At 59.2% G+C, this 15,067-nt stretch carries 9 protein-coding genes; 7 read left to right on the top strand and 2 right to left on the bottom strand.

Annotation, left to right across the window (positions count from 1 at the left end; genetic code table 11):
- The first annotated feature begins 167 nt into the window (after positions 1 to 167).
- The 7 genes from HF027_RS01990 to HF027_RS01960 all read left to right on the top strand — a co-directional run bounded on the left by HF027_RS01990 (position 168) and on the right by HF027_RS01960 (position 11,392).
- Positions 168 to 2,201: a DNA recombination protein RmuC gene (locus HF027_RS01990; protein ID WP_245184439.1), complete on the top strand. Its 2,034-nt coding sequence runs from the start codon at positions 168 to 170 to the stop codon at positions 2,199 to 2,201.
- Between the two features lie 109 nt (positions 2,202 to 2,310).
- A complete protein-coding gene (locus HF027_RS01985; protein ID WP_168012396.1) occupies positions 2,311 to 4,287 on the top strand; it encodes a PhoX family protein in 1,977 nt (658 codons plus the stop codon).
- Positions 4,288 to 4,516: 229 nt separating this feature from the next.
- A complete protein-coding gene (locus tag HF027_RS01980; RefSeq protein ID WP_168012394.1) occupies positions 4,517 to 6,055 on the top strand; it encodes a glycoside hydrolase family 32 protein in 1,539 nt (512 codons plus the stop codon).
- Between the two features lie 209 nt (positions 6,056 to 6,264).
- Entirely contained in the window at positions 6,265 to 7,299 is a 1,035-nt protein-coding gene (locus tag HF027_RS01975) for a LacI family DNA-binding transcriptional regulator (RefSeq protein WP_168012392.1), read from the top strand.
- 176 nt (positions 7,300 to 7,475) lie between these two features.
- A complete protein-coding gene (locus HF027_RS01970) occupies positions 7,476 to 8,987 on the top strand; it encodes a glycoside hydrolase family 32 protein (RefSeq protein ID WP_168012390.1) in 1,512 nt (503 codons plus the stop codon).
- A gap of 503 nt (positions 8,988 to 9,490) precedes the next feature.
- The gene (locus tag HF027_RS01965) at positions 9,491 to 10,255 is read left to right on the top strand and encodes a trimeric intracellular cation channel family protein (protein ID WP_168012388.1); all 765 of its coding nucleotides are present in this window, start codon (positions 9,491 to 9,493) and stop codon (positions 10,253 to 10,255) included.
- Positions 10,256 to 10,312: 57 nt separating this feature from the next.
- Complete coding sequence (locus tag HF027_RS01960) at positions 10,313 to 11,392, top strand: DUF3541 domain-containing protein (protein WP_168012386.1); 1,080 nt, start codon at positions 10,313 to 10,315, stop codon at positions 11,390 to 11,392.
- Positions 11,393 to 11,401: 9 nt separating this feature from the next.
- On the opposite strand, the gene HF027_RS01955 is transcribed toward HF027_RS01960, so the two are convergent.
- Together HF027_RS01955 and HF027_RS01950 are read right to left on the bottom strand one after the other, a co-directional pair.
- Positions 11,402 to 12,187 (bottom strand): PEP-CTERM/exosortase system-associated acyltransferase, encoded by a 786-nt coding sequence (locus HF027_RS01955; protein WP_168012384.1) that lies wholly within the window; start codon positions 12,185 to 12,187, stop codon positions 11,402 to 11,404.
- A 12-nt stretch (positions 12,188 to 12,199) separates the two neighbouring features.
- Entirely contained in the window at positions 12,200 to 15,031 is a 2,832-nt protein-coding gene (locus tag HF027_RS01950; protein ID WP_168012382.1) for a bifunctional diguanylate cyclase/phosphodiesterase, read from the bottom strand.
- Positions 15,032 to 15,067: the final 36 nt, after the last annotated feature.

Here is a 15,067-nt window from a genome sequence, read left to right as displayed (position 1 = left end):
TTAGTGTGTAGTGATTATGGCGACAAGAATGTAAGTTTTTGCTTCATTAAATGTCAATTGTTTAACGAGATGGCCCGACAACTACGGGCAACATGATAGGAATTCGCCATGGTGGGGATCAGATTTAATGATGGTCATCAAGAGCGACCCCGACAAAGGACATAGGCATGACCCTTGATCCGAGACTGATGGCCGCGTTGGCGGCCCTGGTGGCCTTCGCACTGGGAGTCCTGGTGACATCAGTGCTTGCCAAACGCCGAAGCCGGGCGGCGCTCAAGCAGGCGCACGCCGAGGCAGAAACGCAGCTAGATTCACTGCGCGAGGAACTGGCTCGTCAGACGGATACCCTGACGGCCAAGGAGGCCGTCATTGCCGAACGCGAGGCGGCACTGGCCGAGAAGCGCGAGGCGCTCTCCCAGGCCGAGCTTGCCCGGGTGCGGCTCGAGACCGAGCTTTCAAGCCTGCGCGATGCCTTGGCGGCCCGTGAAGAGGAGAGGGCACGGCTTGGCGACGAGCTGACCGCGTCTCGCCAGCGGTCGCAGACGCTGGGTGAAGAGAAGGCCACGCTGACCGAGTCGCTGGCCCGGCTGCGCGAACACCAGTCGGCGCTTTCGGACGGTTTTCACGAGCGCCTGGCAGAGCGTGAGGCACGCCTCGAACGAGTGGAGTCGCAGCGCGCCAAACTCGAGCAGGCCCTGGAAGAAAGCCAGGAGCGGGTCGCGGACCTGCGCGAGAGCCTGCGCTCGGCGAGCACCCAGCGCGACGAGAAGCAGGCGGCGCTGGTCAACTATCAGGCCTGGTGGGAACGCGAGAAAGCGGCCCGCGAGGCGCTGGCCGAGGAGCTCTCGGCGCTGCAGACCACCCACGGCGAACTGACCAGCACGCTCTCCCAGAAGCAGCAGCACTTCGATGAGCAGCTCTCGCTGGTCAAGGAAAGTCGCGATCAGTTGAAACAGGAATTCGAGAACCTCGCCAACGAGATTCTCGAGCGCAAGGGCAAGGCCTTCTCGGACATGTCCCAGCAGCGCCTGACAGGCCTCTTGCAGCCGATCCAGAACGAAATGAAGGGCTTTCGCGAGAAGGTCGAGTCGATCCACCAGCAGGAGAGCGAGCAGCGCGTGCAACTGCGTACCGAGCTCAAGCACCTGCAATCCTTGAATCAGGCGATCACCGACCAGGCCGATAAGCTGACCAACGCCCTGCAGGGTCAGAAGAAGATCCAGGGCAACTGGGGCGAGCTGATGCTCGAGAATGTGCTGGATGGCGCCGGCCTGCGTCGTGGCAAGGACTATGACCGTGAGGTCAGCTTCACGACCGAAGACGGCCGCCGTCGCCCGGATGCCATCGTCTATCTGCCCCAGCAAAAGCATCTGGTGATCGACGCCAAGACCTCGCTTGCCGCCTATACCCGCTACGTCAACGGCGACAGCGACGCCGAGCGGTATCAGGCCCTTTCTGAGCACTGCAAGGCGGTCGGGGATCGCATCACCGAGCTGTCCGATCGCCACTATTACGACCTGCCGGGGCTCAATTCGCCGGAAGTGGTGGTGATGTTCATTCCCGTCGAGTCCGCCTACGTCGAGGCGCTCAAGCACGACGAGAGCCTCTATCAGCGCGCCATCGAGAACAATGTGCTGGTGGCCACGCCGACCACTCTTTTGACCAGCCTCAACATCGTGCGTCAGCTGTGGCGCTTCGAGGACCAGAGCCGTCACTCGGCGGAACTGGCCAGCCGGGCCGAGAAGTTCTACGACAAGCTGCGTGTCTTCCTCGCCAGCATGGAAGACGTCGGCAAGAAACTCGACGGCGCTCGCCTGAGCTATGACAAGGCGATCAACCAGTTAAGCGCCGGCAAGGGCAACCTGATCAAGCAGACCCACGAGTTTCGCGAACTCGGCGTGGCGGTAAAGAAGGAATTGCCGCGGGACCTGGTCGAGCGAGCCCGGCTGGAGCTTGATCCCGGCGGCGAGGCGGATAATAACGAACCGGCTAGCGGCGATGGAAATGACGCTGAGGCGACCGAATCGACACCGGAGGTCGGGCCGGACGGCAAGCATCAGGATGGCAATGATCAGGACGGCAAAGAACCGGGGATAGAAAAGCCGGGTACAGAAGAGCAAGGCGAAGGGGGTTACCGTGAACAGGATGCAGAAGCACCTTCACGTCCAACGCTTGCATGGGAGGCGTCTCGGCGGCCCTGAGATGGGACTGACTTCAGACTGACATCAAGTCATCACGCCGCTGTCATGGGGGAAGCGGCATGCTATCAGCCCGACACGATATACCACTGGCTGATAGAGGATGACCCCCATGGTGTTTAATCGCCGCGCCCATTTCGAAGATGCCGAAGACACGCCCAGCAACCCGGTGATCAGCGAGCCGCTCGGCGACATCATCGCCAGGCGCTATTCACGCCGCGGCTTTCTCAAGGGCATGAGCTATGGTGGCCTGGGGGTCGCCGCGATTGGGTCCATGAACCCGCTGACCGCGGCCATCGCCAATGGGGCTGGTAGTGCCGGCCGCTTCGCTTTTGACGAGATCGCCCACGGTGTCGATACCACCCACCACGTCGCCGAGGGCTATGACGCCGACGTGCTGATCCGCTGGGGCGACCCGCTTTTCACCGATGCCCCGGCGTTCGACCCGCAACGTCAAAGCGCCGATGCTCAGGAGCGTCAGTTCGGCTACAACAATGACTATATCGGCTTCGTGCCGCTCAATGGCAACCCGGACCACGGTCTGCTGGTGGTCAACCACGAGTACACCAACGAGGAACTGATGTTCCCCGGCCTGCCGGGCCCGCTGGATGAGCATGATTTCACCGGTCTGACCCGGGAGCTTGCCGAGATCGAGCAGGCCGCACACGGCCTCTCGGTGGTCGAGATCAAGCGTCAAAACGGCAAGTGGCAGTATCTCACGGACAGCCAGTACAACCGTCGCCTCACGCCGCGCTCCACCGAGATGGCAATCAGCGGCCCGGCGGCTGGCGATGCGCTGATGCAGACCAATGCCGACCCGTCCGGCCGCTCGGTGATCGGCACCCTCAACAATTGCGCCGGCGGCAATACACCCTGGGGCACGGTGCTGACCTGCGAAGAAAATATTCATTACTACTTCATGGGCGACACTAGCGGTCACCCGAACGTTGCGCTGCTCGAGCGCTACGGTATCCCGGCCATGGGTTATGCCTGGGGCCGCTATGACGATCGCTTTGATATCGCCAAGGAGCCCAATGAGTCCAACCGCTTCGGCTGGGTGGTCGAGGTCGATCCGCTGGACCCGACCTCGACCCCGGTCAAGCGTACGGCGATGGGCCGCTTCAAGCACGAAGGTGCGGCGAGCGTGATCTCGAGCGACGGCCGCCTGGTGGTCTACATGGGCGATGACCAGCGCTTCGATTATCTCTACAAGTTCGTGACCCGCGATGCCGTCGATACCGCCAACCCGGCGGCCAATCGCGATCTCCTGGATCATGGCACGCTGTATGTCGCACGCTTCTCGGCCGACGGCCAGGTCGAATGGCTGCCGCTGATCCACGGTGAAGGGCCGCTGACTGCCGATAATGGCTTTGCCAGCCAGGCCGAGGTGCTGATCAAGACGCGCCTCGCCGGTGATGCCCTGGGCGCCACGCCGATGGACCGCCCGGAAGACGTCGAGGCCAACCCCGAGACTGGCCGCGTCTATGTGATGCTGACCAACAACAACAAGCGTGAGCCGGATCAGGTCGATGCCGCCAATCCGCGCCCCGACAACACCTTTGGCCATATCATCGAGATCGCCACCGAGAACGGCGACCATGCTACCACCCGTGACGGCTGGGAAATCCTGGTCAAGTGTGGTGATCCGGACAAGGCCGAGGTGGGTGCTATGTGGAACCCAGCCACCAGCGAGAATGGCTGGTTTGCCGCCCCGGATAACTGTGCCGTCGATCATCGTGGCCGGTTGTGGGTGACCACCGACCAGGGCAGCAACTGGGCCAAGTCCGGCACCGCCGATGGTGTCTGGGCTCTGGAGACGCAAGGCGAGCGCCGCGGCACCGGCAAGATGTTCTTCCGCGTGCCGCTGGGCGCCGAGATGTGCGGTCCCTGCTTCAGCCCGGACGACAGTGCGCTGTTCGTCGCCGTGCAGCACCCGGCCTCCGACGGCACCCAGGCCTTCCCGGGTCGCGAAGAGCGCCGCTCCTCCTTCGAGGACCCGGCGAGTCGCTGGCCGGACTTCAAGGATGGCATGCCGCCGCGCCCCTCGGTGGTGGTGATCACCCGCCAGGGCGGTGGCAGCATCGGCTGAGGTGGTTGCCGGTTAAGCACTCATTCCGGCCATAATGCTGACCTTCCCGTACTGCGGCATGTAAGGCCCTGCGCATTGGCGCGGGGCCTTACTATTTCTTGCCCGTTCGCCTCTGATAGTGGCCCATGAACGAATCGCCTTTACCGAATCGTGTTGGGGCCTATTGACTCTGTGACCCAGGTGGTAGGGTCGTTCTTTTCGTTTCGATGCCACCTGCCGCGAGCCTGACATGAGCGATGCTATTGATCCGACGCCGGCATTCCGCCCGCTCTTGCACTTCACGCCGCCCAAGGGCTGGATGAACGACCCCAACGGGTTGGTGCATCACGCCGGGCAGTACCACCTCTTCTATCAGTGCTACCCGGATGACACCGTCTGGGGGCCAATGCACTGGGGGCATGCCAGCAGCCGCGACCTGGTGCACTGGACCCATCGGCCGGTGGCGCTTGCACCCGACGCACATGGCATGTGCTTCTCGGGCAGTGCAGTGGTCGATTGGCAGCATACCTTTGTCGCGGAATGCGAGATCACGACGGTGCCGCGCAAGGCCGTATGCGGCACCCTGCGTGCTGACATGGTCACGCCGCTGGTGGCCTTTTTCACCCGCCATGTGCCGGGTGAGTCTCCCGAGCTCGATCATCAGTGCCAGGCGATGGCGGCCAGCCGTGATGGCGGCCGCAGCTGGCAGACATGCGATACGGCGATTCTCGACAACCCGGGGCTTCAGGATTTTCGCGATCCCAAGGTGTTCTGGCATGCCGAAAGCGAGCACTGGGTGATGATCCTCACCGAAGGCCAACAGCTCGGCATCTATCGTACCCAGGGCGGGGTTGAGTGGGAGAAGGTGTCGGTGTTCGGCGCCGAGCACGGTGCTCACGACGAGCGGGCCTGGGAGTGCCCCGATCTTTTCCCTTTGCCCATCGAAGGCAGCAGGGGCGAGCAGGAGGGCGATGTCGACCGATGGGTGTTGATGGTTAGCGTGCAGCGCTGCGGCCCAGCCGGCGGTTCTGGCACGCAGGTTTTCATCGGCGACTTTGACGGGGTCCACTTTACGCCGCATCAGCCACCGGAGACCGTTACCTGGTTTGATCTGGGGGCCGACTGCTACGCCGCCCAGAGCTGCTCGGATCACCCCGGCGAGCGACTGGTAATCGGCTGGATGAGCAACTGGTTGTACGCGCACGAGACCCCGACAGGTGACTGGCGTGGCGCGATGACGATTCCCCGGGCGTTGAGCCTGCATCCTGATGAAGGCGGCGAGGGTTATGTGCTGCGTCAGGCGATCCCGGAGCAGGTCCGCCGCAGCGCCGGTGCCCTCGATGCCCTGGTGGTGCCGCGTCGGCCGGCGCCTGGCAGCGTCCTGGAACTCGGTGAAGCGCAGGCCGCGCTTACCGAGTTTCAGCTTCAGCTCGCGACAGGCGCCGCGGTGTCGTTGCGACCCTTCGGTGACGACAGCCTGATCTTTCGCCTTGAGCGCGTTGAGACCGGGCTAGATGTGACGGTCGATCGCAGTGTGCCGGACGATCTTTATGCTGGGGCGGAAGCGGCACTAGCCGAGCACTTTTCCCATCAGACTCACCATCATTTGCCGTCGGGACCGCGTGTCGCCTGCCAGCTGCTGCGTGATAGCTGCTCGGCGGAGCTATTCATCGATGAGGGGCGATGGGTGCTCACCGAGCTTGCCTTCCCCACATCGCCGGAGGCGATGACCCTGAGCGTCGAGCGGGGCGAGGTCGGCCTTTTCGGTGCCAGCGCGCGGCATTGGTAGGAGGCACTGATAGCCTCTGCCTGAAAACTGCCTGCGCTCGACAATGCTGCATTAAGAAAACACTGCAGTTACGTTAGTTCTTAATGCGGCTGGGCACTTCGCATGCCCGCTGTCCCTGCCGCCCTGTGACCAAAGAGCAGCACTATTCCGTTTGACAAGGTTGTCACCTGTTTATAAAGTTCCTGTCAACGTTGTCGCGAGATATAAAAATGGTGTCGATCAAGGATGTGGCCTGGGAGGCGAAGACCTCTTTCAAGACGGTCTCGCGGGTGATCAACGATGATCCCGCCGTCCGTGATGAGACTCGTGCCCGCGTCCAGGCGGCTATCGAAGCCTTGGGCTACCGGCCCAACAGCGCCGCCCGGATCATGCGCAGCCAGCGCTCGGGCGTGATCGGCTTCATTTCCGATCGCGTCACCACCCAGCCCCACGCCGGTGACATCCTGCGCGGTGCCCAGCAGGTCGCCGACCAGCATGGCAAGGTGTTGATGACCGTCAACCTCGACGACGAATCGCGTTACCCCCAGCGGGCCTTGGACATGCTGCTGGAACGGCGCGTGGAGGGCCTGCTGTATGCCAGCGACTACCATCGTGAGGTCGACATCCCCGAGGAGATGCACTCGGTGCCCTCGGTGCTGGCCAACGGCTTCTCGACGCAAGCTTCCTTGCCGACCTTCCTTCCCGATGAGTCACAGGCGGCGCAAGAGATCACCCGCTTGCTGCTCGCTCAGGGCCATCGGCGCATCGTCTATATTGGCCCCAACCGCCGACTGGTGGCGGCACCGTTGCGTCTGTCCGGCTTTCGCCAGGCCATGCGCGAGGCCGGCGTGGCTCTCGACACGACTTGGACCCCGGATGGTGTCGAGGGCCCTTTGGGCGGGGAGGAGCATTCCAGGGTCGAAACCATCATCGATGGCGTGCTGCGTTGGCCCGAGCCTCCGACGGCCATCCTCTGTGGTCAGGACAGCATCGCCATGCAGACCTATCTGGCGCTGGCAAGTCGGGGATGGTGTGTCGGCCATGATGTCGCCGTCGCCAGCTTCGATGACCAGCGCCCGATTTCCACTTTTCTGACCCCCGGGTTGACCACCATGGCCTTACCCCACCTGGAGATGGGACGGCGCGCCATGCGCCGCCTGCTGGGCGACACCGGGGAACAAGGCATCACGCGTCTTCCGTTCGCCTTGATGGAGCGCGAGTCGCACCGGGGCGTCGGGGAGCGGGCGGTTGATACGATCGGCTGACCTTCTCCTGACTTCAGCCCTTTAGAAGTGGCACATCACAACAACAAGGAGTCACCCATGAGATCACGCCAGTTTCTGCTCATCACCAGCGGAATTATGACAACGTTGTCTTTGCTGGCGAGTGAGGACACCCTACCGCATCGTATCGGCGATGCCCCAATGACAAGGACTGACCCATGACGACCCTCGTCGAGACCCCGCTGAGCGTGCGGCGGCCGGAGTGGCACTTCACTCCACCCCAGGGCTGGATGAACGATCCCAATGGCCTCGTCCATTTCGATGACGAGTACCATATCTTCTATCAGTACTATCCCCATGATCGGGTCCACGGACCCATGCACTGGGGCCATGCCGTCAGCCGCGACCTCTGCCACTGGGAGCACCTGCCGCTGGCGCTGGCGCCTGACGAGCAGGGCACATGCTTCTCGGGCAGTGCCATCGTCGATTGGCACGACACCAGCGGCCTGTTCGAGGGCGAGGCGGGCCTGCTGGCCTTCTATACCGTGCATCGCGAGGCGGCCGACGACCCCGAAGACTATGTCCAGGAGCAGTGCCTGGCCTACAGCCGCGACCGCGGGCGCAGCTGGCAGAAGTATGCCGGTAACCCGATCATCGCCGCGCCGGGCTTCAAGGACTTCCGCGATCCCAAGGTGGTGTGGCACGCGCCTTCGCGGCGCTGGGTGATGGCCCTGGCCTGTGGCCAGACGATTCGCTTCTATCTCTCCGAGAACCTGCTGGACTGGCGCCTGGCCAGCGAGTTCGGCGAAGGGCAGGGGCGCCATACCGACGGTCCCTGGGAGTGTCCGGACCTCTTTGAAATTCCTGTCGAGCGCTCATCCGAGGGCGCGACGCAGGGCGAGCTGGCGACCCGCTGGGTGGTGGTGGTAGGTGTGGGGGCCGGCGAACAGGACACCTTCGGCTCCTTCACTCAGTACTTCGTCGGCCATTTCGACGGCGAGCGTTTCCACAACGATCATCCGGACGAGACCGTGCTGTTGATGGACGAGGGACGCGACTTCTACGCCGCACAGAGCTGGTCGGATGTGCCCACCGAGGACGGCCGACGCCTGGCCATCGCCTGGCTGAACAACTGGCTCTATGCCAAACAGGTCCCCGAGGCCGGCTGGCGTGGCGCCATGAGCTTCCCCCGCGAACTCGCGCTGGTCGCCACGCCGGAGGGGGTGCGGCTGCGACAGGCCTTCGCCGCCGAGCTGCTGGCGTCGAGCGAATGCCGGTCAGCGCCGGCCGCGGCCGTCCCAGTCGAGCTTGGCCCCGGGGAACACCGGCTGGTCGAAGCGGGCAGTGCCGCGGCCCATGGGAGCCTCGCCCTCGATCTGCGGGAGGGTTCGGTCATCGAACTGGACCTGCAGCAGGGCCGGCATATGTCGCTGCGGCTGAGCCACGACGGAGCCCGCCTGCATCTCGAGCACCGGCGCGATGGCCACAATGGCGACCCGGGCTTCGATCGCCACTATCCGCATCGCCTCACCCACGATCTACCAACCGGCAGTGCGGTCGAACTGGAGTGGCTGATCGATCACGGCTCCCTCGAACTGCTGATCGACGGCGGCCGCCTGTCGTTGACTCACCTCAGCTTCGCCGATCCTGCCCACCGGCCGGTGGTGCTGCACGTCGAGGCCGGTGCCTGCCGCGTCACGGACTGCCGCTATCGCCGTCTGGACGCCTAGTCGCGACATCGTCGCGGCTTCATCCTCGAGCCCGCCCCGCGGTTTCATGCCATCCCCATCAACAAGGATAACTCATGCAATCATCGATCTTTTCCCCGGCTCCGCTGGCCGCCGCCATCGCCCTGAGCCTGGCGACTCCCGCCATGGCGGGCATGACCTATGAGGGCGAGAACGGCTAGCTGTCCTTCGCCGGCGATGCCGAACTCAACATCAATGCCTATAACAGCCAGGAGGCTTCCAGGGGGGCGATATTCTTCGCCGAAGAGATCGATACCCGGGACGAATACAGCCAGAACGGCCGAGTACTGCTCGACCTGTCCGGCGAGCGTCGTACCGCGGCTCACTATATTAATCTCGCTGGATCTGCCAAAGCCGGTAGATGGTAGCCTTCCTGGCCGAGGCTCGTCATAGGCCTAAGCCGGGTCGACGCCGCTCTCGGCGCAGACGCTGCGCCGCCACAAATCGCGTATCCTTTGCCTTAAACATGAGCGAGGAGCGATGACGTGGAGGCGTTGGTCTATTGGCTGGATATGGCAGGAGTGATCGTCTTTGCACTGTCGGGAGTGATTCTTGCCTGCCGAACGCGCATGGATCCCTTCGGCATGCTGGTGTTGGCGGCAGTGGCCAGTATCGGTGGCGGGACGATAAGAGATCTGGTGCTTGGTGTGCGCCCGGTGTTCTGGATTACCGATCCCACTTATCTGTGGGTCATCCTGGCAACCGTGGGGCTATCGATCCTCGGCTTCCATTACATTCATCGGCTGACACGGACCTTCCTGCCGGTGACGGATGCCTGCGGGCTGGCGCTGTTTACCGTGATTGGCGCCCACAAAGCGCTGATGCTGGGCAGTGCCGGCGTGGTGGCGGTGGTGATGGGGCTGATGACCGGGGTGGCCGGTGGCATGTTGCGCGATGTGCTGGCCCGGCGCGTGCCTATGGTGCTGCGTCAGGAAATCTATGCCACGGCATCGATTATTGGCGGCACGGCCTATGTGTTGCTTCTTGAACTCCAGCTGAATGCCGTCCTGGCGATTGGGTTGGCACTGGGCCTGACGCTTGCTCTGCGCTTGGCCGCCATCTACTGGCAATTGAGCCTGCCAACCTTCGCCTGGGTAGTGACGGGTCCACCAAAACTCCCCGATACAGGGGCACGTGACGCCGACCCCAAACCAGCCCCAGAGGTGAGTCGTGCCGCTGAAACTGTGCGACAGCGGCCCAAGGTCCGAGTCAAGTTGATCAGTCCAGGTAAATCGCGGCACCGACGCTGAGACAGCGTTCGCCGCGCGTCTATACTCTGAACCACCATTATCGGGTAGGGGAGCGGCATGCAACTAAACAGCATCGGACAGGCAACGTGTCCTGCAAAAGGGCTCTGGGCACGCTTTGTTCTATTGTGTCTACTCTACGTTCTGGTGACCGGGTGTGCGTTCTCTCCGCTATCTCAACAGGACATGGTCGCCGAGATACGGACCCATTATGAAACTGCTTTCGATACACTCCCCGTTACCAAGCAGCGCCATTACGCCCAGCGGCTTTATCGTATCACCGGTGATGACTTATACCTGCCGCCCCTGCAGGACTATGGTGCGCGTCTAATAGGCTCACTGCAGGAAGATCTGCATGGATTAGCTCAGCCGGATTATAGCGCTCGACGCGCCGCTGGGATGCTTGATCGTTATCCCGAGCGCACGGCGAAGCAGCGCAGACGCAAGCAGATGCTGGGTGAGTGGGACGAGATGATCTTTGCTAAATACTTGGCCTTCCGACTGAACCAGGCGCGCTTTCATGGTCTCTTGAATGATCATTTGCTGCCGGGAATCGACAGGGCGAAGGAGTATCTAGCTGGTCAGCCACTTCGCGATTTCCTGACGTCACCCGAGGTGATAGACGTCTATGCCGCCCAAGTGGCCAACCTGACCTATGATCTCTACGGATTGGGTGTGACAGATTTACGCCATGAAACTGCGATGGCCTTTCGTAACCACTATCCAGCAGAGCGTGATACAGCGCTATCTCAAGCCTCGTTTCGTAACAAGATCTATGGCATGACGCACTTCGTGATTGCTGCTAGTGATTACTACCAGTATTCGGTAGATCCTGTGGAATTCGCCTGGGTGCTTGAGTATTTCGATACCCATCTAGAGCGCATTATGGCCGAGACAAAAGCGGATATTTATACCGAAGTCGGTATCAGCTTTCTGCTAGCGGGGTTAACCGACCATTCGGCTGTCGCCCGTACCAGGCAGGCATTGACGCGCGCCTATGACCCAGTGGCCAGGATGATCCCTGGTGAGCATGGGGGTACCGACTTGGCTCGGGGGGAGCACCGAAACGTGTTGGCTATCATGCTGCTGGATTGGCCTGAAATGCTGTATGCGGGGCCACAATTGATGATTGAAAGGTGATAATTTTTATTAATATGTCGTAGCATCATATGGCGATTCAATGTCTATCTTTTCTTGTAAGTAGTATTGATTCGCCAAGTCTTCCTTGATGCTAGTGTAGAGTCTTTTTAGCTGAGGTTTCATGCTCCTTTCTGCTTCGTGCTGATCTATGTAGAATGGTGAGCGTTCGCCATGGTAGTGTACTGCTGTACCCGCAAGCTGGAAGCTAATTCCTGACATCCCTAGTAATCTTGCAAACCTTCTCTCCATCATTGCATAAACATGACGTCTTCCTGAAATTCCTACAATAGCAGTAGCTGATAAAAAAAGGCTGATCCCTATGATTTGGAGTAGATGTCCGTGTTGCTGATGAACTCTTAAGGCTTTTTTCCCGTAGCTGGAGTCTGACTCTTCTATATATTTAGCTTTCCTGAATTCTTTGGGTACAGCGAGTCTAGATATTTCACAAACCGAATTTCTACTATGGTTTTTGGGGTGGAGTGATACTATGCTTAAGTTGTCTGCGCAGATTTTCTCAATGGGTAGCATCTGGTTTTTTTTGTCGCCATTTTCGCATATCTTTACTAGGCGTAAGCAGCCGGCAGTAATTCCGGTATCATTATGAATGATTATGCATAGCACTGAGTTGGAGTCGTGGTTGTCGAACTCTAAGTAACTTTCTTTGTCTATGCCGAGTTCATATTTTAGTTCTTCTCTAAAAACTCTGTGCCTTAGGGCATAAGCTCTCCTTTTCTCTAGCTCAGTAAAGGCGATTCTTACGGAGAAATTGTTGTTAAATTCTTCGTATATGTCCAAACCTTTTTCCTTTTACCCGGTTGTGGCATTTGTTGGTATTGTCGAAATTCGTTCAGGCTTACCTAGATAATAGCCTTGTCCAAACCTTACCCCATTCTTGTCTAATATTTTTATGGTTTCTTGACTGTCTACAAACTCGGCTATTATGAGCTTGCCGAAACCTTGGGCAATGTCAGTGATGGCTTTGACAATAAGCTGGTTGTCTTTGCTTTTTTCGAGACCTTTTATAAAGGAGCCATCTATTTTTATGAAATCGACTGGGAGTTGTCCCAGGTAATGGAAGCTGCTAAAGCCAACGCCGAAGTCATCGAGTGCTGTTTTGCACCCAAGGTCACGCATTCCCTGAAGTACTCCTCTGGCGGTAGAGAAATCTGTTATGGCTGCTGTTTCTGTTACTTCCAGAATCAGGTTGCTAGGGTTTGCGCCGCTTCGTTCCAATTCGCTTGCAAGGAAATCGTTCAGCCCTAAATCATGAAGTGAATGTCCAGATAGGTTGACAGATAGGGTTATGCCATCTTCTTGCAAGTTTCTTAATGTGTTCAAGCTATGGTGCAAAACCCAGCGGTCCATTTGCACTATTTGGCCACTTCGCTCGGCAATTGGGATGAAGACTCCAGGGGTGATAAGTTCTCCATTATCCCCAATAAGTCGAAGCAATATTTCGTAATGCTTAATGCTACCATCTGACAAGTCGGCAATAGGCTGTGCCATCAATACGAACTCATCGTTTTGCAATGCGTGTCGAATACGCTCTATCCAGTAGACTCGCTGATGCAGTTCATTTCTTTCCTCATCAAGGGTAGAAAGGATATGCCAACTTCTCAGACTACTTTCCTTTGCCTTGTACATGGCGACATCGGCATTCGCCATCAGTTCATCCGGTGTATGGCCATGAAGCGGATAGCAGGCGATGCCGGTGCTTACGCTGGCACGATGACGCCTACCATCCGGTAACAGCAGGCTAGTATTGTCGAGGTTCTTTTCCAGGGCCTGTGCAATGTCTATGGCCTCGTATTCATCGGCATGTTCCAACAAAACTGCAAACTCATCACCGCCCAGTCGCGCGACAATCCCTCGATCGTTAATTGTATCTTGGATGCTTTGAGCCACGAGTAATAGAAGACTATCGCCGGCAGGATGGCCACTGAGCTCGTTGACATCCTTGAATTGGTCGAGGTCCATGAAAAGCACTGCGCCAGCGCTGTCACTAGCTAGGGCGTCTTCGACCCGCTCCTGGAAGGCACGGCGATTGTACAGGCTGGTCAATGAGTCTCGGTTGGCTAGCCAAGTCAGGCGTGACTCAGCGGCCTTGCGATCCGTGATATCGATACCCACCGAAATCGTGTGCATGGCCCTATCGCCGCTATCAGCGAGGCGAGCGTGATACCAGACAATGGTGCGCTCCTCATCATTTCTGCCGCATAGTAGGCGTTCCTCTGGCTGACGGTTACTGCCATCGGGACTGATGCTGTCAGTTTCATGGAAGAGGGCTTCAAAGCGTTGCCCGAGGATCACCTCGTAGGGCTTATCCAAGGTCTCCTGACAATACTGATTGACCAGACTGATCCTGCCTTGATCATCCTGCGTCAGGATTAGCACATGGGCCGTATCGAGAAGGCTTTCAATGAAATCGCGTTCTCTTGCGAGTTCTTCTACACGGGCATTCAGTAACTCATCGCGTGAGGAAACCTCTGATTGCAGCGTCTCCAGCTGGCTGGCGAGATCCAATGCGGTAGCATCCAGAAGGTCTATCTCGTCCGATAACCGACGTTTCGGCTTCGGAATCACCTGTCTGGTCTTGGCAAAGCCGCCTTCTGCCAATGCCGGCAACACGCCAGCGAGCCGGCGGACCCTCGCCATGGGTTTCCAGAGGATGGCCAGCAGCATAACCTCGGCGGCCAGCCAGCCGAACAGCCCAGTTGCCAGGATGATGCCCGTATCCCGATTGATGGCATCGATTTGTGAGGTTATATCGGACATTAATAAGAAATGACCGTTTGCGCCTTGATCGCTATCGTCGTTTAAAGTGACGGTGCTGATTTCGATATGTTTGTCATCATGCTTGAGTCTGACTGGGGTCTCTTGCAGGTTTTCCAGTGTGCTCTTGTATGCCGCCTGGTGAATGAGCGGCAAGGTCTCTTCCTGATTGGTGAGGGTAGCCAACCTGCCATTCCAGGCACTGACGCGTCGCGTTCCGTCTTGTTTCTGTCGTGTATATTGACCGGTAATCAGAAGAGCGATATCGCTTCCCGAGACCTTTCTTGCCTGCCGGGTCACATCAGCCAGCGAGCGTGATATCAGGACGGCACCAACGCTCTGCCCATCTACCAGCACTGGCACCAAGGCATACTGTCGGCAACTAGCGAGGCAGCGCAAGGTCGTCAAGGGAGTGTCTGAGGCAACCACCTGGTTGCCCCATGCCGTGATGGGAAGTTGATGGCCTGGCTGGCTGGTACCCCATTGGGCAAGCGGTCGGCCGGTGTTATCCAGCACCTGGAACTCGTCGATGCCCGCTTCCAGTTGCATGGTTGGCCATTTGTGCCGGAAAGCGTCAGTGATGACCGCTTGGTCGGCTTGCTTTAAGGCCTTACCGAGCTCGGGGGTGAAGGATGCGTTCAGCGCCGCGAGCTGTCGCAAGCTATCTGTGGATTGACTGAGGGCCTGACGAATCTCCCTGGCTTGACGCTGCAGCTGGATATTTCGAGATTCATCAAATTGTCGCAGCAGGTTGTCCCGCCCTACCATGGTGAAGACGGTGGTCAACCCTAGCAGCAGCAGACTGCTCATGGCGATGACACGCCATGTCAATCCAAGCTTGGGCTTTGTTTGCTGCTGGGTGTGCATAGAGAATCGATATTATCCCGAATGTATATGCCGAAT

Origin of the sequence: Halomonas salinarum (genome assembly GCF_012062845.1) — a bacterium.
GTDB lineage: Bacteria > Pseudomonadota > Gammaproteobacteria > Pseudomonadales > Halomonadaceae > Onishia > Onishia salinarum.
The sequence above is the reverse complement of the archived record's forward strand: the minus strand, read 5'-3'. Positions and strand labels throughout refer to the sequence as shown.